Source organism: Bacillus sp. EU52, from assembly GCF_037964975.1.
Classification (GTDB): Bacteria; Bacillota; Bacilli; order Bacillales; family Bacillaceae; genus Bacillus; species Bacillus subtilis.
This window is the reverse complement of the sequence record NZ_CP150177.1, coordinates 1,966,647-1,992,423: the sequence shown is the minus strand read 5'-3', so window position 1 is coordinate 1,992,423 and position 25,777 is coordinate 1,966,647. Positions and strand designations below refer to the sequence as shown.

General features: G+C 43.1%; 21 protein-coding genes, 1 tRNA gene, 2 pseudogenes and 1 riboswitch. Of the genes and pseudogenes, 15 read left to right on the top strand and 9 right to left on the bottom strand.

Annotated features, from left to right (window positions below):
• Positions 1-38: 38 nt before the first annotated feature.
• A complete protein-coding gene (locus NSU05_RS09890) occupies positions 39-161 on the bottom strand; it encodes a hypothetical protein (RefSeq protein WP_038429080.1) in 123 nt (40 codons plus the stop codon).
• Between the two features lie 68 nt (positions 162-229).
• Here NSU05_RS09890 and NSU05_RS09885 point away from each other — a divergent pair.
• Both NSU05_RS09885 and NSU05_RS09880 read left to right on the top strand, forming a co-directional pair.
• A pseudogene (locus NSU05_RS09885) lies at positions 230-347 on the top strand (hypothetical protein); the annotation flags it as partial.
• 88 nt (positions 348-435) lie between these two features.
• Positions 436-840 (top strand): UPF0715 family protein, encoded by a 405-nt coding sequence (locus NSU05_RS09880; protein ID WP_015714052.1) that lies wholly within the window; start codon positions 436-438, stop codon positions 838-840.
• A gap of 372 nt (positions 841-1,212) precedes the next feature.
• Here the strand turns inward: NSU05_RS09880 and NSU05_RS09875 are convergent, their stop codons facing one another.
• Complete coding sequence (locus NSU05_RS09875) at positions 1,213-1,506, bottom strand: hypothetical protein (RefSeq protein WP_029318081.1); 294 nt, start codon at positions 1,504-1,506, stop codon at positions 1,213-1,215.
• Between the two features lie 66 nt (positions 1,507-1,572).
• Positions 1,573-3,615, bottom strand: coding sequence for a molybdopterin oxidoreductase family protein (locus NSU05_RS09870; protein ID WP_029318082.1), 2,043 nt, complete (start codon positions 3,613-3,615; stop codon positions 1,573-1,575).
• Positions 3,616-3,762: 147 nt separating this feature from the next.
• A riboswitch (SAM riboswitch) is annotated at positions 3,763-3,854 on the top strand.
• Positions 3,855-3,937: 83 nt separating this feature from the next.
• Here NSU05_RS09870 and NSU05_RS09865 point away from each other — a divergent pair.
• The 3 genes from NSU05_RS09865 to NSU05_RS09855 all read left to right on the top strand — a co-directional run bounded on the left by NSU05_RS09865 (position 3,938) and on the right by NSU05_RS09855 (position 7,794).
• Positions 3,938-4,972 (top strand): 2-hydroxyacid dehydrogenase, encoded by a 1,035-nt coding sequence (locus NSU05_RS09865; RefSeq protein ID WP_038429078.1) that lies wholly within the window; start codon positions 3,938-3,940, stop codon positions 4,970-4,972.
• 17 nt (positions 4,973-4,989) lie between these two features.
• Positions 4,990-6,453, top strand: coding sequence for an FGGY-family carbohydrate kinase (locus NSU05_RS09860; RefSeq protein WP_029318084.1), 1,464 nt, complete (start codon positions 4,990-4,992; stop codon positions 6,451-6,453).
• Positions 6,454-6,549: 96 nt separating this feature from the next.
• Entirely contained in the window at positions 6,550-7,794 is a 1,245-nt protein-coding gene (locus NSU05_RS09855; protein ID WP_029318085.1) for an MFS transporter, read from the top strand.
• A 78-nt stretch (positions 7,795-7,872) separates the two neighbouring features.
• On the opposite strand, the gene NSU05_RS09850 is transcribed toward NSU05_RS09855, so the two are convergent.
• The 3 genes and pseudogenes from NSU05_RS09850 to NSU05_RS09840 form a co-directional block, all read right to left on the bottom strand.
• A complete protein-coding gene (locus NSU05_RS09850) occupies positions 7,873-8,406 on the bottom strand; it encodes a GNAT family protein (protein WP_038429077.1) in 534 nt (177 codons plus the stop codon).
• Positions 8,407-8,447: 41 nt separating this feature from the next.
• A pseudogene (locus NSU05_RS09845) lies at positions 8,448-9,220 on the bottom strand (hypothetical protein).
• Between the two features lie 70 nt (positions 9,221-9,290).
• Positions 9,291-9,596, bottom strand: a complete 306-nt coding sequence (locus tag NSU05_RS09840; RefSeq protein WP_339204691.1) for a DUF948 domain-containing protein — start codon at positions 9,594-9,596, stop codon at positions 9,291-9,293.
• A gap of 152 nt (positions 9,597-9,748) precedes the next feature.
• Here NSU05_RS09840 and NSU05_RS09835 point away from each other — a divergent pair, with 152 nt between their 5' ends.
• The 4 genes from NSU05_RS09835 to proB all read left to right on the top strand — a co-directional run bounded on the left by NSU05_RS09835 (position 9,749) and on the right by proB (position 13,228).
• Entirely contained in the window at positions 9,749-10,465 is a 717-nt protein-coding gene (locus NSU05_RS09835) for a 3-ketoacyl-ACP reductase (RefSeq protein WP_038429073.1), read from the top strand.
• 241 nt (positions 10,466-10,706) lie between these two features.
• Entirely contained in the window at positions 10,707-11,075 is a 369-nt protein-coding gene (rtp, locus tag NSU05_RS09830; protein ID WP_003220337.1) for a replication termination protein, read from the top strand.
• 147 nt (positions 11,076-11,222) lie between these two features.
• Positions 11,223-12,116 carry a pyrroline-5-carboxylate reductase gene (gene proC, locus NSU05_RS09825; RefSeq protein WP_010886524.1) on the top strand — a complete coding sequence of 298 codons (894 nt, stop codon included), beginning with the start codon at positions 11,223-11,225 and terminating at the stop codon, positions 12,114-12,116.
• Positions 12,113-13,228: a glutamate 5-kinase gene (gene proB, locus NSU05_RS09820; RefSeq protein ID WP_015714042.1), complete on the top strand. Its 1,116-nt coding sequence runs from the start codon at positions 12,113-12,115 to the stop codon at positions 13,226-13,228. The genes proC and proB overlap by 4 nt, the downstream gene beginning before the upstream one ends.
• A gap of 51 nt (positions 13,229-13,279) precedes the next feature.
• Here the strand turns inward: proB and gltC are convergent, their stop codons facing one another.
• A complete protein-coding gene (gene gltC, locus NSU05_RS09815; protein WP_004399246.1) occupies positions 13,280-14,182 on the bottom strand; it encodes a glutamate biosynthesis transcriptional regulator GltC in 903 nt (300 codons plus the stop codon).
• Positions 14,183-14,328: 146 nt separating this feature from the next.
• Between gltC and gltB the strand changes: the two genes are divergently transcribed.
• Positions 14,329-18,891 carry a glutamate synthase large subunit gene (gene gltB, locus NSU05_RS09810; protein WP_038429071.1) on the top strand — a complete coding sequence of 1,521 codons (4,563 nt, stop codon included), beginning with the start codon at positions 14,329-14,331 and terminating at the stop codon, positions 18,889-18,891.
• 16 nt (positions 18,892-18,907) lie between these two features.
• On the top strand, positions 18,908-20,389 hold the full coding sequence (gltD, locus tag NSU05_RS09805; RefSeq protein WP_014479972.1) for a glutamate synthase small subunit: 1,482 nt from the start codon (positions 18,908-18,910) through the stop codon (positions 20,387-20,389).
• 56 nt (positions 20,390-20,445) lie between these two features.
• On the opposite strand, the gene NSU05_RS09800 is transcribed toward gltD, so the two are convergent.
• Positions 20,446-21,435, bottom strand: a complete 990-nt coding sequence (locus tag NSU05_RS09800; protein ID WP_014479971.1) for a zinc-binding dehydrogenase — start codon at positions 21,433-21,435, stop codon at positions 20,446-20,448.
• A gap of 128 nt (positions 21,436-21,563) precedes the next feature.
• Between NSU05_RS09800 and yofA the strand changes: the two genes are divergently transcribed.
• Entirely contained in the window at positions 21,564-22,421 is an 858-nt protein-coding gene (yofA, locus tag NSU05_RS09795; RefSeq protein ID WP_029727235.1) for a LysR family transcriptional regulator YofA, read from the top strand.
• Positions 22,422-22,585: 164 nt separating this feature from the next.
• Here yofA and ggt read toward each other — a convergent pair whose 3' ends face one another.
• Positions 22,586-24,349: a gamma-glutamyltransferase gene (gene ggt / locus NSU05_RS09790; protein WP_038429070.1), complete on the bottom strand. Its 1,764-nt coding sequence runs from the start codon at positions 24,347-24,349 to the stop codon at positions 22,586-22,588.
• 184 nt (positions 24,350-24,533) lie between these two features.
• Between ggt and NSU05_RS09785 the strand changes: the two genes are divergently transcribed.
• The 3 genes from NSU05_RS09785 (at position 24,534) to NSU05_RS09775 (ending at position 25,750) form a co-directional block, all read left to right on the top strand.
• Complete coding sequence (locus NSU05_RS09785) at positions 24,534-24,764, top strand: excisionase family DNA-binding protein (protein ID WP_038429068.1); 231 nt, start codon at positions 24,534-24,536, stop codon at positions 24,762-24,764.
• A 315-nt stretch (positions 24,765-25,079) separates the two neighbouring features.
• Complete coding sequence (locus tag NSU05_RS09780) at positions 25,080-25,625, top strand: site-specific integrase (RefSeq protein ID WP_003231473.1); 546 nt, start codon at positions 25,080-25,082, stop codon at positions 25,623-25,625.
• Positions 25,626-25,677: 52 nt separating this feature from the next.
• Positions 25,678-25,750 (top strand) — tRNA-Arg (locus NSU05_RS09775).
• Positions 25,751-25,777 lie beyond the last annotated feature (27 nt).

Below are 25,777 nucleotides of genomic sequence, written 5' to 3'. Positions count from 1 at the left end.
TTCCTCCAGATTATTGATATTTTAGTGGGGGTAAGAACTTATTTCGTTCTTTTAGGATCAGAACCATGTTTTTTAGGATCATCTGCTTTAAAAGCTGTTTCAGTCTCATGGTCATTTTTCATTTGCTCAATACTTGAATTTTGAATTCCCTTTTTACTCATTGGTTTCACTCCTTTACGAAAAGTGTTGAATATCAACTCTTCTTATTTTGTCTGTTGATGAGGTATTCATTCACTTTTTTCATTCGCGCTTTCGCCAATCAGGAGAGGCGTTTTCATGCCAGCGTATTATCTAATAAAAGAACGTCATTTTTGAAACCTTTTATTAGCGCATTGCGTATAGCCCGTTGGGGAAGACATCTCGATAAAAGAAATACAAAGGTTGTGAATTTATACTAACCGCACTGTGAATAAATCAAACAAGGGGGGTGAAAAAATGAAAAAAATCGCATCATATTATTTAATGACATTAGGGCTATCCAGCCTTACATTTGGTTTGTTTTTAGGGTTTTATTCTTTCGTTATGTATGGCGATATGATAATTGCATTGTTTACGGCAGCAATTGCTTTATTATACGGTTTTGTGGTGTATGGCCTTTTTGCTGTTCCGCTCCAAATGAAGTTGCAGAAAAAAGCGAGAACATTCAATGTCATGTACCTATTGATTTACAGTGTGGTTGCTTTTATCGCAGCTTTCCTGTTTTTTGTTATCAATGAACCTGCGTCAATAGCATGGACATTGCAATCGTACTTTTATTATATGTTAAGTATTGCGGCTGCAGTGATTTACTGGTTATGGGATTCTCTGATCCTTTATAAACGTACAGCTTCCGGTGTATAGGCTAATTTTTACCAATCGGAGAAATATGGAGGTTCAATAAAAATTCAGGATCTAAAAGCTTTAGGTTTCATATTTTTTAAAAAAATCCTCCGCGGATAAAGGCGCAGTATGGGGGCATAATGAGAGCACACATTCGAACCGAATAGGTTTTCTAAGTGTTTTACGATACATACGTTCATCAAGAACATCACGTCATCAAAGGAATATAAAAACTATTGTTGTGGAACTGGCATCTCGAGCCGTTTGAGGAAAGAACATAGATAGTGGTTTATCGTTTTATCAGCGCTTATAGAACAAAGTTTTGGTGGCGGTCAATCCATAAAGCTAAGAGAGGAGAGCGTGACAATGAATCTCGCTCTCCTCAGATTTGTTTTATTCACCCTGATGTTTTTCAACTAATGTGAATGTCCAATCTTTTAACATATGTTTCTGTACATATTTTTTTCCGTTTATTTCAATGTAAGGCAGGTCTGCCGTATCTCCGGCTAACTGTTTTGCTTCAGTCGTTGTTATTCCTAAAAAAAGTCCGATGTAAAAGTAAATATCCCGTTCTTTTATAAGCAAGATATCATTTTGTTCATTACCTTTGGTTTGGTTCCTCTGCTTTAAGCCTTCACCGATAAAATATCCTGCCAAAGCAATACCAATTCCTAAAAAAACGTCCATGTGTATGCCTCCATTATGTCAATGTTATGTTATACGGGCTTGGCATACTCCGGGTTTCATTATTTTTCAAACCTTTTCAATCTGTACACGGCCTGAAAAAAAGGTGGCGCCGCCGCCCATATCGGACAATCGGTCTGGGGTTAGCGCGTTTACAAGCTGTTTTTTTCCTTGTTCATCCGCCCATAATCCTTGGCTGACAACGACACCTGGCAGCACTTGTTCTCCAACTGCAGCGGTCAGCTGGCATTCTCCTCGGCTGTTCCAAATTCGTACAGGTGCCCCATCAACGATTCCGTGTTCTTCAGCATCTTTTGTGTTGATAAAGAGCTTTGGCGTCTTTTCAAGCTTGATGTGTTTTTCATTATTGGAAAATGTTGAGTTTAAGAAATTATGGTTTGGCCCCGGAACATACATAAACGGATGTTCATTATCGGTTACAAGAGGTGTATATGTCGGTAAAGCAGGGAAGCCGTCTTGTTTCATTTTTTCTGAATATAATTCTATTTTTCCGCTTGGCGTTGGAAGTTCGCCCGGAAACAGCGGCTTTTCGCGTTTTGCTTTCATAAATGAATGCTTAGCAAGTGCATCGTAATCAATCTCTGCCAAATGCGGATTATCTGGATGGTCAAGCGCCTGGCGGATTAATACTTCATCTGAATCTTTAAGCTCCTGGTCTGTGAATCCCATGGCTTCAGCCAGTAATCGGAAAACCTCAGTGTTAGACTTGCTTTCCCCATATCTCTCAATCACCGGCTGCTGAAGCTGAATGTAATGGTGCCAGTAGGAGGTGTAAAAATCAGTATTTTCAAAAGCGGATGTTGCAGGCAGTACAATGTCCGCATATGCAGCCGTTTCCGTTAAAAACAAATCATGAACCACAGTAAACAAGTCTTCCCGCAGCAAGCCCTGTCTGACTTTGTTTGCTTCGGGCGCGACGACGGCAGGGTTCGTTCCGTAAATACATAGAGAGCGAATCGGCGGGTCTGTTTCCAAAAGCACCCTGCCAAGCTGATTCATATTAAACGACCTCGGGGTGCGCCCTTTCAATAAGTCGGGCCGCTGCAAGGCATTTGTGTTATATTCTAAAATTCCGCTGTTATGCTTAATTGCGCCGCCCCCTGTGTGCAGCCATTGGCCGGTGATCGCCGGAAGACAGGCAATCGTCCTTACAATCATCCCCCCGTTATCGTGATGCTGGGGTCCGTTTCCGATTCTGATAAAAGAAGGGGAGGTTTCCCCGTACATTTTTGCCAGTCGGTAAATATCTTCGGTACTGACACCGGTGATCGTCGATACCTTTTCAGGATCATATTGTTTCACGTGTTCACGGAGCTCTTCATAGCCAACCGTGTACTCGGACAGAAATGCTTCATCATGAAGGTTTTCTTTAAATAAAATGTGCATGATGCCAAGAGCAAGTGCACTGTCGGTTCCCGGCTTTATCGGAATAAACCAATCTGCGAGACGTCCTGTTTGATTTTTATGCACATCGATCACGACAATTTTGGCACCTTGTTTTCGCGCTTTTTGGGCGATCGTAATTTGGTGCATGTTTGTGCTGACCGCATTGATTCCCCAAAAAATAAATAGTTTTGTATGAATGGTTTCCTCAGGGTCGATTCCCGCGCTTATGCCCATTGTATATTTATAGCCTTCAGATCCCGCTTTGCTGCAAATCGTCCGTTCAAGCTGGCTTGACCCCATGCGGTAAAAAAAGCGGCGGTCCATTCCTTCAGCTGTCAATTTCCCCATGTTTCCGTAAAAGCTGTAAGGAAGTATGCTTTCAGCTCCCTCTTCATCAATCAGCTGTTTCCAGCGGGAGGTGATCGTATCGATTGCCTCTTCCCAAGAAATCGGTTCAAATATCGCTTGGCCTTTCGCACCTGTTCGTTTGAGCGGTGTTGTCAGCCGCTTTTCATCATAGATGCGCTCCGTCATATTCCGGACTTTGTTGCATATGTTTCCGGCTGTGACAGGATGATCAGGGTCTCCTTGCATTTTTACGATTTTCCCGTCTTTTTTATGTATTAACAATCCGCACTGATCCGGGCAGTCCAGCGAGCAAACGGATTTGAAAATGCCGTTTTGTTGTGTGGCAAAAGATTTCATGGCCCAGTTCCTCTCTCTAGTTAGATATTTTGTAAGAATTATAACATTTCGGATGATAACGTCAATTCTGAAAAAAGAGATTGACATCAATCTGAGACTTCTTTATGATAAACGTATTCTTCATTCTGAAAATTACATACTCAACATTTTCTATCCAGAGAGGTGGAGGGACTGGCCCTATGAAACCTCGGCAACATTATTGTGCCAATTCCAGCAAGCGTCAGCTTGAAAGATAGGAAAGCAAGGTTTATACCGGCGTCTGCCTGTAACAGAGCGCGCCTATATATGAATCTCTTTCCATCTTCGGAAAGAGATTTTTTTTATGAAAAATACGATGAAAAGGATGTTTTGCACCATGACGGTTTTGGTTACAGCACCGTACAACGAAGAAGGACGAAAAGAGCTAAAAAACTTGTTTGGCTCAGTTGCTTATCAATCTTGGAAGGAACAAGGCCGGGCATATCGGGAAGATGAACTCATTCAGCTGCTAAAAGCAACAAATGCGACAGGCTTGATTACTGAGCTTGATCAGGTAACAGACAGCGTATTTGCTTCTGTTCCCGAACTTTCATTTGTCGGTGTTTGCAGGGGAATGCCCTCCAATGTGGATGTGGCAGCTGCTTCAAAAAGAGGCATACCTGTTTTTTATACACCAGGGCGGAATGCACAAGCCGTTGCTGAAATGTTTATTGGAAATGTGATTACCTTTCTCCGCCATACCAGCGCCTCGAATCAATGGCTGAAGGATGGAGAGTGGGACAGTGATTACCTGCAGGCTTATGTCAAATTTAAAGGAAATGAGCTAACAGGAAAAACGGTTGGCATGATTGGGTTCGGCGCAGTCGGGCAAAGGATTGCAAAACTGCTGACTGTGTTTGACTGTAAGATAAAATATTACGATCCATACATTCAAGACGATCATCCGTTGTATGAAAAAGCATCTCTTAAAACGGTGTTTTCAGACAGCGATATCGTTTCTGTCCATCTGCCTCGCACTGAGGAAACACTCGGACTGATAGATCGGCAATATTTTGATCTGATGAAACAGAGTGCGATTTTCGTTAATACTTCAAGAGCAGTTGTTGTAAACCGTGAAGATCTTTTATCTGTATTAAAAGAACATAAAATCAGAGGTGCGATATTAGACGTTTTTTATCATGAACCTCCAGAGCAATCAGATTATGAATTGATTTCATTGCCTAATGTTCTGGCAACACCGCATCTCGCTGGAGCAACATTTGAAGTGGAGGATCATCACGTGACGATACTGAATAACGCCCTCAAAAAGTGGAAGGGTGAAAAAACTCTTAATATTCCGACAATGTATAACAAGGACGAACTGAAAACAGGGGTATAAAAAAGGAGGCTAAGAGAATGAAAAAACAAAAAGGCTATCTCGTTTTTGATATTGGCACAGGCAATGCGAGGGTAGCGGTCGTGAGTGTAACTGGCAGTGTTTTAACAGTTGAACGGGAGGACATCGTGTATTCCACAGAGACGCTTTACCCGGACAGCCGTTATTTTTCTCCTCAGGTGCTGTGGAAGCAGGTGATGAATTTGGCAAAACGTGCGCTATCCCGTTCGTGTGATATTGACATCATTGGTTTGACATCGACGAGCCAAAGACAGGGGATTGTTTTGATTGATCAAAACGGCAATCCTTTTCTCGGGCTGCCGAACATCGATAATCGCGGCCGAGAGTGGGAGGCGAGCATTCCCGATCGGGAAGAGATATACAGCCGCACAGGCCGCCTGCCAACCGCACTTTTTTCTGCGCTCAAGCTTTATGGATTAAAACAGCGCCAGCCCTCTTTATGGGAAAAGACTGCAAGCTTTACAAGCATCAGTGATTGGGTGACGTACCAACTGAGCGGAATATTAACATATGAACCATCACAGGCAACAGAAACCCTGCTGTTTGATGTAAAGCAAAACACTTGGTCAGAAGAGATGTGCGACATATTCGGCTTTTCTCCATCTATCCTTCCTCCTCTTGTAAGAGCGGGAACAGCAATTGGAACGATAGCAAATGAATATGCATCCGAATTAGGCCTTTCAATAAATGCTAAGGTTATAGCAGGGGGCGGGGATACACAGCTAGCTGTCAAAAGCACCGGAGCTGGACTTGAGGACATTGTCATTGTATCAGGGACAACAACGCCAATAACCAAAATTACTGCGGATTATGGCGACACAAAACATAAAGCCTGGCTGAACTGTCATACGGATCAAGGGCATTGGCTTGTGGAAACGAATCCGGGAATTACCGGCTTGAATTATCAAAAATTAAAACAGATTTTTTATCCGAATGAAACGTACGAAGTAATGGAGGAGGAGATTTCTGCACTTGCAAAAGAAGACCATGCATGTGTAGCGGCTCTCGGCTCTTATTTATCGGCTGAAAAGAATGCATTAACGAGAGGCGGTTTTCTTTTTGATGCCCCGCTGTCAGCACATTTAAAGAGGGCACATTTTGTACGTGCAGCGCTAGAAGAGATCGCATTTTCAATCAAATGGAACTTTGACATTTTAACAGAGGTTACTCCGTTTGAACGTGACTATGTTTGGGTGTGCGGAGGGGGATTCCAAAGCAAAGCGCTCACTCAATATATCGCGGATCTTCTTCAAAAAAAGGTCTATGTCCAAGAGGGATATCATCAGGCATCTGTTGTTGGTGCTGCAGTCATTTGCAATGAAACCTTTCAATTAACGGAGGAGATGTCAGCAAATGTCCGGGTGATCGAACCGAAGGACTGTCAGACAGAATTGGCTTTATATGAGGAATGGAAGCAAACACAGCGCTTTTTTTCAGGTTCAGAAAGCAAAGTATTGATTTAAGGCGGCGGAATTTTTGCTGTTTTGAGGAATCATTTAATTTTCAACTTTAATAAGGTAATACGGTAATGGATATAAGCATCTAAGGAGGAGACAGATATGTTGGATAAAATAGGAATACCGAAGCGTCTTGCCTGGGGATTTTTAGGGGTTGTTTTGTTTATGATGGGAGATGGCCTTGAACAAGGCTGGCTCAGTCCTTTTTTGATCGAAAACGGGCTCACCGTTCAGCAGTCCGCTTCCATTTTTAGTATATACGGAATTGCGCTTGCCATAGCTTCCTGGTTTTCGGGTGTATGTCTCGAAGCATTTGGCGCAAAACGAACGATGTTTATGGGGCTGTTGTTTTATGTGATCGGTACAGCTGCTTTTATCGTATTTGGATTTGAACAGCTGAACCTGCCAGTGATGTATGTGACTTACTTCGTAAAAGGGTTAGGTTACCCGCTTTTTGCTTACTCTTTCTTGACATGGGTCATTTACAGAACACCGCAAAGCAAACTGAGCACTGCTGTCGGCTGGTTTTGGATTGCATATTGCCTCGGCATGTTTGTGTTCGGCGCTTGGTACTCAAGCTACGCGATCAAAGCGTTCGGTTATTTGAATACGCTTTGGAGCTCTATTTTCTGGGTATGTCTCGGTGCATTCTTTGCATTGTTTATCAATAAAGACCGTTTTGAAAAGAAGAAAAGAAAAAGATCAGAAACAGCCGAGGAGCTTTTAAAAGGGGTTACGATTCTATTTACAAATCCGCGCGTGCTTACAGGCGGAATCATCAGAATCATCAACAGCATTGGTACATATGGTTTTCCAGTCTTTTTGCCGATGCACATGGCCCAGCATGGAATTTCAACCAATGTGTGGCTGCAAATTTGGGGAACGATTTTTCTGGGGAACATTGTGTTTAACCTTATCTTTGGTATTGTCGGCGATAAATTCGGCTGGAAAAATACTGTTATTTGGTTCGGCGGAGTCGGCTGCGGCATTTTCACCGTCTTATTATACTACGCACCTGTTTTCTCCGGCGGAAGTTTAGCGGTTGTCAGCGTGATCGGCTTTATTTGGGGCGGTTTGCTGGCAGGCTATGTGCCGATTGGTGCAATTGTGCCGACGGTGGCAGGAAAAGATAAAGGGGCAGCCATGTCTGTATTGAATTTAGCTGCAGGTTTATCAGCGTTTGTCGGCCCTGCACTCGCTTGGCTGTTCATCGGTCTCGTCGGCGCGCAAGGCGTCGTCTGGATCTTTGCGGTCCTTTACCTTGCAAGTGCGGTCTTGACGAAATGTATTTATATACCTGAGGAAAAAGCAGTTAAGGAGGAATCATCTCCTCAATATGCATCTTAAGTAGAAAGCGCCCCTGCAACAGGGCGCTTTTTGTCTTTTTAAAGGAAAAGGGATGTGGCACAGACCAAGAGAATACCGTCATTCTCTTGGTTTCACAATAGAGTACACATTTGTATCATATGGAGTACCATTTTGATACATGTACTGTCTTAAAACGCCTTCTTTTTGAAAACCCATTTTTAGAAGCAGACGATTTGATGCTTCATTATCGGTAAATACAACTGCGCCAATACGCGATAGTCCAAGGGCAGAAAATCCGTAAGATACGACCTTTGAAATGACTTCTGATGCAAATCCGTTTCGCCAATACTCCGGGATGATTTCATAACCGATTTCCGCGCGCCTATGCTTTTGGGCCAGAGCGTGAAAGCCAATTGTTCCGATCAGTTCTTTAGTGTCCCGTCTTTCAATTCCCCACCGTATACCGCGTTTTTCTTGATAGAGGGCAGCAAACGTTTGAATCATTGAAATGGCCTGTTCTATAGATTCCATGTTTTCGAGCCCATAATAGCGTGTCACTTCATCGTTTGAGAAACAAGCAAAAATGGCTTCCGCATCCTGATCTGTGATTTGCCTAAGTATAAGCCGATCCGTTTCTAATATAGGAAACATTCAACCACTCCCCACGTTTGTTTCTGTTTATCATATCCCTTTTATTTCCTCTTTTCTATAGAAAATTCAAAACTGAGGAAGCAAAAGAATGAATTTGTCTTTCTAGTTGCTCTTTGTTTTTGGCGAATTGTTTTAAACGATGGCCGTTTGCGCCTGATGGGTGGGGAAAGCCGCTAAGGCAAATCAAATTCTGGAGTCTGTACTGTCTGATCAAGGTTTCACATACTGTTTCGGCGGCTTTTCCTAACGGAATAAGAAGAGCTGGCCCCACCACATGATTGAGCTCCGCAGGGAAGTGATCAAAAGCATAGGTGCTTAGGATAGGAGAGCGAGTGATGGCCGGTTTGTATCCGGTATAGTTTTTTTGCTGGATAAAGACAGGATATTTAATAACGGAAGTTGTATGGAGCATATGCCGTAAGTCACCAAAAAGCTGCGCGGCGCTTTGAATGCCGAAAGCCTGTGGCAGCCCGCATAAATCCAGCATGGTAATAAGGTTATGTCTCATCGATCCGGAGAAACCCGCTGCTATTTTTGTGTCTACTGCCATTTGCTCAAGAGTCCCGCCTTGCCGAAGGCTTTCGGCGGCTGTTTCGTACGCTGTCTTCATCTGGGAAAAACCAGGCGTGATCCCGGCAATCACAAGCGAGGCATCCCGATTGATAAATTCATTATGAGGTGAATAGTAGATGCCAAGTTCGTTTTCTTGATGGAGACGAAATGGATCAGTAAGTAAATCGGACTTTGTAAATGAAGAGGGAAGAAAATGTACTTTTTCTGCGAACTTTTTTAAGCAGCTGCGGTTTATAATCATGTGTAAGCCTCCTCGAAAAATGAGATCCCATTTGTCCATTCTGATCGTAACAACGGGATCTCATTCATCCTTATCTGCTATTTAAATGTCCTGCCTGCCACACCTCTTTGACTGCTTGGGGAACTTCTTTCACTTCAGCTGCTGTCTGCTGAAACGCGTATTTTTTCATTTGGACATCATGCTGAATCTTCTTTTGTTTTTGCGTCAGCAGCTCTGCTTCTGTTTTTAATCCCTCGATTTGTTTTTGCATAGCCTGCGTAACAGAAGTGAGCTCCTTTAGTGCGGGGTCTATTTTTTTCTTGTTTTGGATCACATTAAACCCTAAAAATATGATAGAAATAGCCAATACTGCCAGGCTGATATAAACAATAACCATATGTTCACTCCTTTTTTCTTTTGTCATTACCCTGTTTCCGCTTTTTTAATCCAAAGAAATGATGATTGCACAGTTCGTTTGATTTGCGTATTGGATGTATTGTACTTATAATGTGATATCGTACATATGTAAACAAAGAAAGGGTGCTTCAATTGCAAAGTTTACAACATAAAACTGCACTAATCACAGGCGGAGGCAGAGGAATTGGCCGCGCTACTGCTCTGGCGCTTGCCAAAGAAGGCGTGAATATCGGGTTAATTGGCCGGACTTCCGCTAATGTAGAAAAAGTGGCTGAAGAAGTCAAAGCGCTTGGTGTAAAAGCTGCATTTGCTGCTGCAGATGTAAAAGATGCCGACCAGGTTAATCAAGCTGTAGCTCAAGTGAAGGAACAGCTCGGTGATATCGATATCCTCATTAATAACGCCGGCATCAGCAAATTTGGCGGTTTCTTAGATCTGTCAGCTGATGAGTGGGAAAATATTATTCAAGTCAACCTAATGGGTGTGTACCATGTCACTCGCGCGGTGCTTCCGGAAATGATTGAACGCAAAGCCGGAGACATCATTAATATTTCATCTACAGCGGGCCAAAGAGGAGCTGCTGCAACAAGTGCTTACAGCGCTTCTAAATTTGCCGTTCTCGGGTTAACAGAGTCTCTTATGCAAGAAGTAAGAAAGCATAATATCAGAGTCAGCGCGTTAACGCCGAGCACTGTCGCTAGTGATATGTCTATCGAATTGAACTTAACAGACGGTAATCCTGAAAAAGTTATGCAGCCTGAGGATCTTGCTGAGTACATGGTGGCACAATTGAAATTAGATCCTCGTATTTTCATCAAAACAGCGGGATTATGGTCAACAAATCCTTAAAAATGAAAACCTGTCTTTCGACAGGTTTTTTTATTTGAATGAAATCCGTACCGGTAAAATGAGATATGTAAACCCTGGCAATCGTTTAAATTGAAGATAGCAGTAAATGCAGGCTATAATAGAACTAAGAAAACTATGTACCAAATGTTCAGTCGAAATTTATTTTTTCCGCTACACCTATAATCAGTAAATATGAAATGACTGGACTATCAGTCTTTAATATAAAGAAGGAGTGCATATGATGAAAGAAGAAAAAAGGAGTTCAACAGGCTTTTTAGTGAAACAGCGCGCATTTTTGAAGCTTTATATGATAACGATGACAGAGCAAGAGAGACTCTATGGGTTAAAGCTGCTTGAAGTACTTCGGTCTGAATTTAAAGAGATTGGTTTTAAACCAAATCATACAGAAGTATACCGGTCTTTGCATGAGCTTCTTGATGACGGGATACTAAAACAAATTAAAGTAAAAAAAGAAGGGGCTAAGCTCCAGGAAGTCGTCCTCTATCAATTTAAAGATTACGAAGCCGCCAAGCTATATAAAAAACAGCTGAAGGTAGAGCTGGATCGCTGTAAAAAACTGATTGAAAAAGCTCTCTCAGATAATTTTTAATAGAAACAAACACCCGGCGCAGCAGTGTGAACCGGGTGTTTTCTGCTTTTCATTATACATATTTGTCGAAAAGAAACAATACAAATCAATGATGACCTTCAAACTTGACATCATTTCCTCACGTGGTAACATTTTAAACGTGTGAAAATGCGAACAAAAAAGCGAACAAAGGAGATGTTACCGATCTTTGATCAAAAGAAAGTAGCCTTTATAGGAGCAGGATCTATGGCGGAAGGAATGATATCAGGTATCGTTCGTGCCAACAAAATCCCGAAACAAAACATCTGCGTTACAAACCGCAGCAATACAGAGCGATTAACTGAACTTGAACTTCAATATGGAATCAAAGGCGCCTTGCCGAACCAACTATGTATTGAAGACATGGATGTACTCATTTTGGCAATGAAGCCAAAAGACGCCGAAAACGCTCTGTCATCACTAAAATCACGTATTCAACCCCATCAATTAATATTGTCGGTCCTTGCCGGCATAACCACCTCTTTTATTGAACAATCATTGCTTAATGAACAGCCGGTTGTCAGAGTGATGCCCAACACTTCCAGTATGATTGGCGCTTCTGCAACAGCTATTGCCCTTGGCAAATATGTGTCGGAAGACCTGAAGAAGCTGGCCGAAGCATTGCTCGGATGCATGGGCGAAGTCTATACAATCCAAGAAAATCAAATGGATATATTCACCGGAATTGCAGGCAGCGGCCCCGCGTATTTTTATTATTTAATGGAATTCATTGAAAAGACAGGCGAGGAAGCGGGCCTCGATAAACAGTTATCTCGAAGCATCGGCGCACAGACACTTTTAGGTGCCGCAAAAATGCTCATGGAAACAGGAGAACATCCTGAGATCTTAAGAGATAATATCACGTCACCTAACGGAACGACAGCAGCGGGGCTGCAAGCCTTGAAAAAAAGCGGCGGCGGAGAAGCGATTTCTCAAGCGATAAAGCATGCGGCTAAGCGTTCAAAGGAAATCAGCGAAGATATCGAAAAAACTGCAGCGCCGCTATCAGGAGTGATAAAGTGACGCCTGATACAAGCATGAAAAGAGTCGTTGTGAAGATTGGAAGCAGTTCATTAACAAGCCTTCATGGAGAAATCAGCATTCGTAAATTAGAAGCGCTGGTCGACCAGGTCGTCAAACTCAAAGACGCCGGTTATGAAGTGATTTTGGTTTCCTCAGGCGCAGTGGCGGCGGGATATCGGAAGCTCGGATTTATCCAAAGGCCCGAGAAGCTTCCAGAAAAACAAGCATCAGCTTCAATCGGCCAGGGATTGCTGATGGAGGCTTATTCAAAGCTGTTTTTGGCACACGGCTATGTCGCATCCCAAATTTTAATTACGAGAAGCGATTTTTCTGATGAATATCGATACAACAATGTCAGGAATACAATGAATGTACTGCTCGAGCGCGGCATCATCCCGATCATAAACGAAAATGACACAGTTACCGTCAATCGGCTCAAGTTTGGCGACAATGATACGCTCGCAGCAAAAGTCGCAGGATTGATTGATGCAGATATGCTTGTGATTTTATCAGATATCGACGGATTATATGACGGCAATCCGCGCACAAATCCAGAAGCGAAAAGGATACAGCGGGTGAGTGAAATAACACCTGACATCGAAGCATGCGCAGGTGACACTGGAAGCATCGTTGGCACCGGCGGCATGCGCTCTAAGCTTGATGCGTTTAAAATCGTAATGGCGTCTGGCATTAAAGGTTTCCTAGGTCAGGCAGATGTCGGCGATATTTTATATCACGCCGTTCATGAACAGGCGGAAGGCACCTATTTTGAAGCAGAAGGAACGCTTCCGTTGAATCAAAAGGAGCAATGGATCGCTTTTAATTCCGGTCCGGAAGGTGAAATGATTTTATCAGATGATTGTTCACGAAAAATAACAAACGGCCAATCGAGTTTATACCTAGACGGTGTACAGAAGATTAAAGGGAAATTTAAAAGCGGTTCAGTTGTTCGGCTAATGGATTCAAAAGGGACGGAAATCGGCCTTGGAATCGTCAATTACTCTTCTGTACAGCTTCAAGAACCGGAAAAGAACAAGGAACTGACAAACAGAGCTCTAATTGATCAAGAAGCATTTGTTTGCCATGTGGATTTTTCTTTACCTGTAAATTAATTTGCAGAAAAAAACCCGAAGCTTCTATATAGAAGCTCGGGTTCATTTTTTTTATTGATACTGCTCCAGCTTAGAGAAAAATTGAATGACAAACTCATAAAAATCATTCGCGGAAGGCGCAAGCTCTCTATTTTTCGGTTTAATGATTCCGACAGTCCGTTTTACTTGAGGGAACTCAATTGGAATTTTCACAGTAAAACGAGGTGTTGTTTCAGCAAAAGTACTTTCAGGCAGAAGGGTAACGCCCATTCCTGCGGACACTAACCCTTTGATCGCATCCAAATCCTCACCCTCCGTGGAAACGAGAGGAGCAAAGCCTGCTTGTTTGCAAGTATCGATTGCCATCTCTCTAAGTACAAATCCTTCCGGGAACAATACAAATTGGTCGTTGCGCAAATCGATTAAATGAACCGTTTTTTGTTTAGCAAGCGGATGATTTAATGGAACAAGCGCGTAAATTTTTTCAGTAAATAATATTTTTCCCGTTATGTCAGAGAAATTCGTCGGCACCGGCCCTAATAAGGCCAGATCAATATCGCGGTTTCTGACAGCTTCAATCAGAAACTTATAGGAGCCTTGGCGCAGCAAAAATTCGACGTGCGGATATTCTTCTTTAAACGCTGAAATGACAGTCGGCAAAAGCTGGCTGGCGAGGCTTGTAGGAAAGCCGATCTTTACCGTTCCGCGATGCGGGTCAAGATACTCATCAATTTGTTCTTTCGCATAATCAATGGCTTTCATCGCCGTTTTCACATGAATCAAAAATTCTTTTCCGATTGGCGTGAGTTTGATATTTCTCCCTTCACGCTCAAATAAGGTCACATTTAATTCTTCTTCAAGATTGGCAATTTGTCTGCTGATTGCTGATTGGGCCACATGCAAATGATCAGCGGCTTCTGAAACGTGTTCTCTTTCAGCCACCTCCATGAAATAACGCAGTTGGCGCAGCTCCATGTTTGTCTCACATCCATCTATCTCATTTTGAGATTCTTTTGATCTAAATTATATATTGTTTATATCGTTTTGAAAACCTACAATGATTATAGAGTTGTTAGATTTTATGACCGGTATTATCGGAAATTGATCGGGGGAGAGGAATTATGACGTACAATCAAATGCCAAAAGCTCAAGGTCTCTACCGTCCTGAATTTGAACATGATGCATGCGGAATCGGCCTATATGCACACTTAAAGGGCAAGCAGACTCACGACATTGTCAAACAAGGACTTAAGATGCTTTGCCAGCTAGATCATAGAGGAGGGCAAGGCAGTGATCCGGATACAGGAGACGGAGCCGGCTTACTGGTTCAAATCCCTGATGCTTTCTTTAGAAAAGAGTGCAAAGACATCAATCTGCCAGAAAAAGAACGTTACGGGGTAGGAATGGTCTTTTTCTCACAGAAAGAAGATGAAAGAAAAAAAATTGAAAAGCAAATCAATGCACTGATTGAACAAGAAGGCCAAGTCGTTCTTGGATGGAGAACTGTACCTGTAAATGTCGGAAAAATCGGAACAGTGGCGCAAAAAAGCTGTCCGTTTGTCCGTCAGGTATTTATCGGCGCAAGTTCTGATCTAAAGGACAATTTATCTTTTGAACGAAAATTGTATGTCATTCGTAAACAGGCTGAAAATTGGGGAGTAACGGAAGGTCTTGATTTTTATTTTGCCAGTCTTTCAAGCCAGACCATTGTTTACAAAGGCCTTTTAACACCTGAACAGGTTGATGCATTTTATTCTGATCTGCAAGACGAAGCATTCGTTTCTGCTTTTGCGCTTGTTCATTCACGCTTCAGTACCAATACATTCCCTACATGGGAAAGAGCCCATCCTAACCGCTATTTGGTTCACAACGGTGAAATTAACACCCTTCGCGGAAATATCAACTGGATGAGAGCACGTGAGCAGCAATTTGTTTCTGAAAGCTTCGGTGAGGACTTAAACAAGATTTTGCCGATTCTCAATGCTGATGGCAGTGACTCTTCCATTTTGGATAACGCATTTGAGTTTTTTGTGATGGCTGGACGCAAACCGGCACATACGGCAATGATGCTCATTCCAGAGCCTTGGACGGAAAATACGCATATGTCCAAGGAAAAAAGGGCGTTCTACGAGTACCATAGCTCCCTGATGGAGCCTTGGGACGGACCGACAGCCATTTCATTTACTGACGGTAAACAAATCGGGGCAATCCTTGACCGGAATGGTCTCCGTCCGGCCCGTTATTATGTCACAAAAGATGATTATATTATTTTCTCATCTGAAGTAGGCGTTATTGAAGTTGAACAGGAGAACGTTTTATATAAAAACCGCCTTGAGCCTGGGAAAATGCTTTTAATCGACCTGGAAGAAGGCCGTATTATCTCCGATGAGGAAGTCAAAACACAAATTGCAACTGAGTATCCGTACCAAAAATGGCTTGAAGAAGAGCTTGTACAAGTAAATCCTGATCCGGAGTCAAGAGAAGAAGAACAATTTAGTGATCTTCTTACTCGCCAGAAGGCATTCGGATACACATATGAGGATATCCAAAAGTATCTAATTCCTGTTATTAAAGAAGGCAAAGATCCCCTTGGTTCAATGGGGAATGACGCTCCGCTTGCTGTACTATCTGACCGAGCGCAATCACTGTTTAACTACTTTAAACAGCTGTTTGCACAAGTAACGAACCCGCCAATCGACGCGATTCGTGAGCAGCTTGTCACTTCAACGATGACTTGGCTCGGTGCGGAAGGCGATCTTCTTCATCCAAGTGAACGAAATGTTCGCCGGATTAAACTGTATACACCTGTTTTATCCAATGAACAGTTTTACGCATTGAAAACGATTGTTCATCCAGATTTAAAAAGCCAAAAAATTGATGTGCTGTTTTCAGAGGATCTTGAACGCGGATTAAAGGACATGTTCACACAAGCAGAGAAAGCCATCAGCCAAGGCGTAAGTTTGTTAATTTTATCAGACAAAAAGATGAACGAACGACTGACACCAATTCCGCCGCTTCTGGCAGTAAGCGCGCTGCACCAGCACTTAATCCGCAAAGGGCTGCGTACGAAGGTCAGCATTATTGTGGAATCGGGAGAAGCACGTGAAGTGCATCACTTTGCAGCGTTAATCGGTTATGGCGCAGATGCGATTAACCCTTATCTCGCTTATGCGACCTACAAGCAGGAAATTGATGAAGGCCGTTTGGATATCAGCTATGAAGAAGCGGTCAGCAAATATGGAAAAAGCATTACTGAGGGCGTCGTAAAAGTGATGTCCAAGATGGGAATTTCAACTGTGCAAAGCTACAGAGGCGCCCAAATCTTTGAGGCGGTAGGAATCAGCCGCGATGTGATCGATCGCTATTTCACAGGTACTGCATCACAGCTAGGCGGCATCGATTTACAAACAATTGCAGAAGAGGCACAGCGCCGCCACCGGGAAGCGTATCAGGATGATTACAGCAAAACGCTTGAACCGGGAAGTGACTTCCAATGGAGAAATGGCGGAGAGCATCATGCGTTTAATCCGAAAACGATTCATACTTTGCAATGGGCGTGCCGCAGAAATGATTACAGTCTGTTTAAACAGTATACAAAAGCGGCTGATGAAGAACGCATCGGATTTTTGCGGAACTTGTTCGCATTTGACGGAAACCGCAAGCCTTTGAAGTTGGAGGAGGTTGAATCCGCTGAATCGATTGTCAAACGTTTTAAAACGGGTGCGATGTCATTCGGGTCCTTGAGTAAGGAAGCGCACGAAGCTTTAGCAATCGCAATGAACCGTCTTGGAGGAAAAAGCAACAGCGGTGAAGGCGGAGAAGATCCCAAACGCTTTGTTCCAGATGAGAACGGCGATGATAGAAGAAGTGCGATCAAACAAATTGCATCCGGACGGTTTGGTGTCAAAAGCCATTACCTCGTCAATGCTGATGAGCTGCAGATTAAAATGGCTCAAGGTGCTAAGCCGGGTGAAGGCGGGCAGCTTCCTGGCAACAAGGTATATCCATGGGTTGCCGATGTCCGCGGATCAACGCCAGGTGTCGGATTAATCTCACCTCCGCCACACCATGACATTTATTCGATTGAGGATTTAGCCCAGCTGATCCACGATTTGAAAAATGCCAACCGTGACGCAAGAATCAGCGTAAAGCTGGTGTCAAAAGCAGGTGTAGGAACAATCGCTGCAGGTGTTGCCAAAGCGACTGCAGATGTCATTGTGATCAGCGGCTATGACGGAGGTACAGGCGCTTCTCCGAAAACCAGTATTAAACATACAGGGCTTCCGTGGGAGCTTGGCCTTGCAGAAGCACATCAAACACTAATGCTGAACGGACTTCGTGACCGTGTTGTATTAGAAACAGATGGAAAGCTTATGACGGGCCGCGACGTTGTGATGGCTGCCTTGCTCGGCGCCGAAGAATTTGGTTTTGCAACAGCTCCGTTAGTTGTACTCGGTTGTGTCATGATGCGTGCCTGCCATTTGGATACATGCCCTGTCGGTGTAGCGACACAAAATCCAGAGCTTCGCAAAAAGTTCATGGGAGATCCTGACCATATTGTGAACTATATGCTGTTCATTGCCGAAGAAGTTCGTGAGTACATGGCTGCGTTAGGCTTCAAGACATTTGATGAAATGATCGGCCGCACTGATGTACTTCATGTAAGTGAACGGGCGAAGGGGCACTGGAAAGCAGGCCAGCTTGATTTGTCTACACTTCTTTATCAGCCTGAAGGGGTGCGGACATTCCAAGCTCCGCAAAATCATAAAATTGATCAATCGCTTGATATCACAACAATTCTCCCGGCTGTACAAGAAGCCATCGAATCTGGAAAAGAAGCTGATATTTCGATTGAAATCAATAATACAAATCGTGTAGCCGGAACGATAACCGGCAGTGAAATCTCAAAGCGTTACGGAGAAGAAGGTCTTCCTGAAGATACAATCAAGCTGCACTTTACCGGATCAGCCGGCCAAAGCTTTGGAGCTTTCGTTCCTAAAGGGATGACGCTTTATTTGGACGGAGACTCAAATGATTACGTCGGAAAAGGGCTTTCTGGCGGAAAAATCATCGTCAAGTCACCAGAAGGATTCAACTCTGCTTCGGATGACAATGTCATTATCGGCAACGTGGCTTTTTACGGCGCGACAAGCGGAGAAGCATATATTAACGGACGTGCTGGTGAACGCTTTGCCGTTCGAAACAGCGGTGTGAATGTAGTTGTAGAAGGTATTGGCGACCACGGCTGTGAATACATGACTGGCGGCAGCGTTGTCGTTCTCGGTGATGTAGGCAAAAACTTTGCGGCAGGTATGTCCGGCGGAATCGCTTATGTACTGGCCGAAGATGTCAAAGCGTTTAAACGCAAATGCAACCTTGAGATGATTTTATTTGAATCATTAGAGGATGAGAAAGAAATCCAGCAAATCAAAGCAATGCTTGAAAGACATACTGCGTATACAAACAGCCAAAAAGCAGAAGATCTGCTTGATCAATGGGAAGACAGTGTGAAGAAATTCGTCAAAGTCATTCCGAAAAACTATAAACAAATGCTCGCAAGCATCCAAGAGCAAAAAGCTGCAGGTTTATCAGATGAAGAAGCCATCATGTTCGCTTTTGAGGCCAACACGAAGCCAAAGCAGAATACAGCAGCATCGGGACAAAAACAAGCGGTAGTACAGTAAGGAAGGGGAGAGGAACATGGGGAAACCAACTGGATTTATGGAGATCAAACGAGAAAAACCTGCGGAGCGGGACCCTCTCACTCGCTTAAAGGATTGGAAAGAATATTCTGCTCCTTTTTCAGAAGAAGCATCGAAACGGCAAGGGGCGCGGTGCATGGATTGCGGTACACCGTTTTGCCAGATCGGTGCGGACATTAACGGATTTACATCCGGATGTCCGATTTACAACTTAATTCCTGAATGGAACGATCTTGTCTACCGGGGCAGATGGAAGGAAGCATTGGAACGTCTGTTGAAAACAAACAACTTTCCTGAATTCACAGGGCGGGTATGCCCCGCTCCTTGTGAAGGATCATGCACTTTAGCGATTTCAGATCCGGCCGTATCAATTAAAAACATCGAGCGGACCATTATCGATAAAGGATTTGAGAATGGCTGGATTCAACCTAGAATTCCAAAAAAACGAACAGGCAAAAAAGTCGCCATCGTCGGGTCGGGCCCAGCCGGACTGGCGAGTGCTGACCAGCTGAATCAAGCAGGGCATTCTGTCACTGTTTTTGAGCGCTCAGACAGAGCGGGCGGCCTTTTAACATACGGCATTCCAAACATGAAGCTTGAGAAGGGCATTGTAGAACGCCGAATTAAATTGCTGACGCAAGAGGGAATTGATTTTGTCACGAACACAGAAATCGGTGTTGACATTACAGCTGATGAGCTAAAGGAGCAATTTGATGCTGTGATCTTATGCACAGGCGCTCAAAAACAGCGGGACCTCTTAATTGAAGGACGCGACTCAAAAGGAGTCCATTACGCGATGGACTACCTGACACTTGCAACAAAAAGCTATTTAGATTCTAATTTTAAAGACAAGCAATTCATTGATGCCAAAGGGAAAGATGTCATCGTAATCGGAGGCGGAGATACAGGAGCTGACTGTGTGGCTACTGCTCTGCGTCAAAAAGCCAAAAGCGTGCACCAATTCGGCAAACACCCGAAACTTCCGCCAGCCCGCACGAATGACAATATGTGGCCTGAACAGCCACACGTCTTTACGCTTGAATATGCATACGAGGAAGCAGAAGCAAAATTCGGAAGAGATCCGAGAGAATACTCCATTCAAACGACAAAAATGGTTGCGGATAAAAACGGAAAGCTGAAAGAGCTTCATACCATCCAAATGGAAAAAGTGAAAAATGAGCATGGGAAATACGAGTTCCGCGAGCTGCCTGGAACGGAAAAAGTATGGCCTGCTCAGCTTGTCTTTATCGCTATCGGCTTTGAAGGCACAGAACAGCCGCTGTTGAAACAGTTCGGTGTTGATTCTGTAAATAACAAAATCAGTGCAGCATATGGGGATTATCAAACAAATATCGATGGTGTATTCGCCGCAGGGGATGCAAGAAGAGGCCAAAGCTTAATCGTATGGGCGATTAATGAAGGCCGAGAAGTGGCGCGTGAAGTGGATCGATATTTGATGGGGAGTTCAGTTCTTCCGTAAATAAAGGGGATTATCATATAAGAGAAACCGGTCTGGCTGCCAGCCGGTTTCTTTTTTTATTCCATTACGATCCCGATGTTTCCAAACTGTCTGCCTTCCTGCATTCTTTTATATGCTTCACATGCTTTTTCTAAAGGATATATCCGGTCAATTACAGGCCGCAGCTTATGTTTGTCAATGAAAGCGAGCATAGCTTGAAATTCCTCACCGCTTCCCATCGAGGTTCCCAAAACATTGACCTGAGGAAAGAATAGAGAACGCACCGGAAAACTGAGATTATCCCCTGAGCTTGCCCCAAAGCTGACAATACGGCCATTTGGTTTTACATGGCGGAAGTATTCCGAAAAGAGGGCAGGTCCTATGCTGTCAAGAACAACATCCGCCTTTTTTCCCTGCAACTGCTCATCCCAATTGCTGTAGCTGTCAAATGCGTAATCAGCACCTAATTTCAGCGCCTTTTTTCTTTTCTCCTCACTGCGGGAGGTCACGCTTACTGTTGCCCCAATCGCCTTAGCCATAAATAAAGCGTAGGTTGCCACACCGCTGCCGATGCCGGGTATCAATAGATGCTCGCCTTTTTTTAATTGCCCCTTTGTAAACAGAGCCCGATATGCAGTTAAAGCGGATAAAGGTAAAACGCCCGCTTCTTCCCATGATAAATAAGCAGGTTTTTTGATTGCATTTTGTGAAGGAATGATCACATATTCAGCAAGTGTTCCGTCCGAAGGACCTCCCAGAATCTCAGGTACAGGTGGTACATTCTCTGTCAAATCCCAGTTCAATGTCGGGAAAATGACTACTTCTGTCTGAACAGTAACATTTTTCACGCCTTCACCAATCTCTTCGATGATACCCGCGCCGTCAGAACCCAGTATCATGTGAGGATCTTGTTCAGATTTGTTTTTCATAAGAAACAAGTCACGATGATTCAGGCCTGCAGATTTTAATTTAACCTTTACCTCTCCGTATCCAGGCTTTGTTGATGGAACGTCCTGAACTGATAACCCCAGAAGACCGGCTTTTCCGTTGTGAATTACAGCTTTCATGCTGTCTGCCTCCTCATTGAATTGTATTTTCATATCTTTACATATTTTACATAGCGGTTTTCTTCGAGTAAAATGAACAAATATGATAGCCAATATCACTTTTCATCATAGCAAGCAGGTGAGAGCGCGTGGAAAGCGGAGATTTAAAAATTTTTCAGGCTGTTGCTCGCGAAGGAAGCATAACGAAAGCAGCCCAAATGCTGAATTATGTTCAGTCGAATGTGACAGCCAGAGTGCATAACCTTGAGGAAGATTTGAATATCAGGCTTTTTCATCGAACGAATCGGGGAATGAAGCTTACTGCTGCAGGAGAAAATCTTTTACAATATGCAGATCAAGTATTATCGCTGTTAGACCAAGCTGAAAAATCGACCCGAATGAGCAGGCAACCAAAAGGGCCTTTGCGGATCGGATCACTGGAAACGACGGCGGTAACGCATCTGCCTGAGCATGCAGCATCCTTCCTCAGGCGTTTTCCTGAAGTGGATTTATCAGTGAACACAGCTGATACGCATCATTTGATTCAACAGGTTCTTGATCATAAAGTTGATGGCGCTTTTGTATATGGGCCGGTTGAACACGCTGCAGTTAGACAACTCCATGTCTCCCATGATGAATTAGTTTTGATTTCATCACGAGAAGGGACGGCAGAAGACATGCTTCAGCAGCCGATGCTCTTTTTTGGGGCTGGCTGTTCTCATCGTGACAGGGTCAAAAGATTACTAGAGGAAGCAGGCATACACAATCAAAAAATCATAGAGTTTGGCACATTGGAGGCTATTATAAAAGGTGTTTCCGCCGGGATGGGTACGGCGCTGCTCCCAAAGTCCGCTGTTGACTGCTCCGAGCATCGTACAAATGTATGGATTCATCAGCTGCCACCAGCATATCAAGACTTAGAGATCGTCTTTATATACAGGAAAGACTTTTTTATTACGAGTGCGTTTCAGACATTTCTTGATGAGATAAACGAAATGAAAAGATGAAGATAGACGTGCATTAGCAGAATAAAGATTTTGTCAAAGAAGCAGTCATCATATTCTGTCATTTTGGATTGCAATCAGGGATACAGAGCATCAGCAATGCTCGTTGTTATTAAAGATCAGCATGAAAAAACTGTACTCATTTGAAGCGAGTACAGTTTTTTAATTTATTTACGTTTTAAATTAATGCCGATCGCCGCGCCGTTTCTGCTTGAATCAGCTACACCTTTAAAGGTGCCGTTTTCATGGTCGATCGATATGCTTTGCACGTTTCCAATATCCACCGGACTTGTGCCAAATTTGTGGCCCATACCGTTTAGCTTGCTGAGGACATCTTTAGGAACTCCGTCTTCGTAACGGTAAGAGCTCATGCTGTTTGTATAAATTCTCGGCTCTTCAACAGCTGCTTTTAATTCCATACCATATTCAATGTGGTAGAGAATGGTTTGTAAAACGGATGAAATAATTGTAGCCCCGCCAGGAGATCCAACAGTGAGGACAGGCTTGTCATCCTTAAATAAAATCGTCGGGGTCATGCTGCTTAAAGGCCGTTTGTTTGGCTGTACTTCGTTAGCTCCGCCTGGTATCGCATCAAAATCCGTTAATTCATTGTTTAAAATAACACCGTAATCAGGGACCATAATACCCGTTCCGAATAGCTGTTCGATTGTTGTTGTATAAGAAACGACATTTCCCCAACGGTCAGCAACTGTAAAGTGGGTTGTTTGGCCTTCTACTTTGTCTTTCGGCTGTTCAACTTGTTTATAGTTTGCTGATCCTTCTTGGTATTTCCAAGGGTCACCGGCTTTCGGTTTTTTATTCACTTGATCTAGGTTGATTAATTGCTGGCGTTCTTTAATATAATCGGGATGAAGCAGGCCTTTGAGAGGAACATTTACAAATTCGGGATCACCTGCGTAAGACGCACGGTCGGCATATGACAAATGCATCGTTTCAGCAAGCAGCTGATATTTTTCCCATGAGCGGACATCATATTGTGAAAGGTTAAAATCATCAAGGATTTTCAGCATTTGCAATAAGAAAATACCGCCGGAGCTTGGAGGAGGAGTAGTAGCGATTTGATAGCCTTGATAGTCTCCCCAAATCGGTTCATCAATTGTAATGTCGTAATTTTCTAAATCTTTTTCTGTCATTGATCCGCCGAAATCCTGGACAGTGTCAGAAAGCGTCTTGGCGAATTTTCCTTTATAAAAAGCGTCAGTGCCTTTGGAGCGAATAAGCTTAAATGTTTTAGCCAAATCCTTTTGAATAAGGGTATCTCCTTCTTTAAGCGGTTCGCCATTTGGTAAAAATACATCTTTTGCGGCAGTCCGTGAAAGTTTTTCCTGATATTCAGAAATGGCATCTGCCAACACCGAATCAATCGGAAAGCCTTTTTCAGCGAGTTTAATAGAAGGGGTAATTAATTGCTTCATCGAACGGGTTCCCCATTTATCCAAGGCTTCTTCCAGCCCTTTCAGCGTGCCTGGAACACCAACGGCAGTACCTTTTGTTACACGTTCAGAGAAAGGAATTGCTTTGCCGTTTTCGTCCAGAAACATATCAGGAGTTGCGCCTGCTGGAGCACGCTCACGGCTGTCGATTATCGTTGTATCCTTCGTTTTTCCGTCATACACCATCATAAAACCGCCGCCGCCAATACCTGACATCATCGGCTCTGTTACATTGAGTGCAAATTGAATGGCAACCGCTGCGTCAATAGCATTTCCTCCTTTTTTCAGCACATCAGCACCGATTTCAGAAGCAAGAGGATGTGCGGTCGCAACCATGCCGTCTTTTCCAACATCTACTTGTTTGTACTCATCGTAGCTTTTGGGCGGTTTTTTAGCTTCCGCGTGAAAAGGGACACTTCCAGCGACTAACAGAACACTAAGCAGAGCTGTTAAACAGACGTTCCACGTTCTTTTCATGTTCTCCCTCCTATATGAAGCTGTATTGTTACAATCTTAGCGTAAAAAAATTACAGCGTTTTCACAAGTGACAAATGGTATATTATATAGTACATAAAGCCGTTTTTCTGTGCAAAATTGATTATGTTGATATGAGCCATGTGCTATATTAGAATCAGCATACGGATTAAGAAGGGACTGCTATATGTATTTAACGATTGAAGAAACAGCAGAATATACAAATCTTTCAGAGGATTATATTAAAAGCTTGGTGCTCGAAGGAAAAATCAGAGCCGTTCATGACGGGGAGCAATTTTTGATTTATAAGGAACAGTTCGAAACGCATCTCGAACAGCTGGAGAATTACAAAGCACTGGTGCAGGAAATATTAAATGAACAGATCCCGGAAGATATTGATGTAAAGGATGAGGATTAGGTCACAATTTGAAATTGTGTCTTTTTTTGTATATTTTTGCGGAAGCTCCAGAAAATTGGGAGTGTCAGATTTCGTTTTAAGAGGTTTTTTAATGATTAGTAGGGAGATAAGTATCCAAGAGGTTAAAAGCTTTATAATAGGCTTTAAAGCTTATTTTATAGGGTGAAGGTTGGAAGAAGCTTTTTTAAAAGCTTATGTAACACTATGTATATTATGTTACATAAATGCCGCCGCACTTTGACATTCAACGTTTTTCAGCTATAATAGTAACATAGACCTCAAAACGTTACATAACGGTTTTTAAGGAGTTTTTTGATGCATATTGTACAGCCGATTCGCAGTCTAGAGAAAATCCAAGAAGTCAAACAGTATTTGCTTAACAAAAACAAGCGGGATTATTTTCTGTTTATTTTCGGCATCAACAGCGCGCTCCGCATTTCTGATATTCTGCCGCTGCAAGTGAAGGACGTTCAAAATAAAGATCATTTATGGGCGACTGAAAGCAAAACGAAAAAGAAAAGAAAGATTCTTATTTTAGAATCGCTGAAACAGGAAATATACGAGTATACGAAAGACATGAAGGAAAACGAATATCTTTTTAAATCAGTGCGGACCAGGAAGCCGATTTCCCGCATTCAGGCCTACAGAATTTTAAGAGAGGCCGCTGCGGCGTGCGGACTTGAGGAGATAGGGACGCATACACTCCGGAAAACGTTTGGCTATCATTTTTATCAGCGAACGAAAGACATCGCCGAGCTGCAGAGAATACTGAATCATTCATCACCATCAATTACAATGCGGTATATCGGTATTGATGAAGATACGACAAGAGCCGCATATAAGGTTTTTGGAGGGCTTTAATACAAATCGCTTGAAAATATCGATTATCAGAGCTACTATATAAATACCAAAAGCTCTAGTAGCACAGCGGATAGTGCAGCAGTTTCCTAAACTGCAGGTCGGGAGTTCGAATCTCTCCTAGAGCGTTATATACAAAAAGACAACAGGCACTT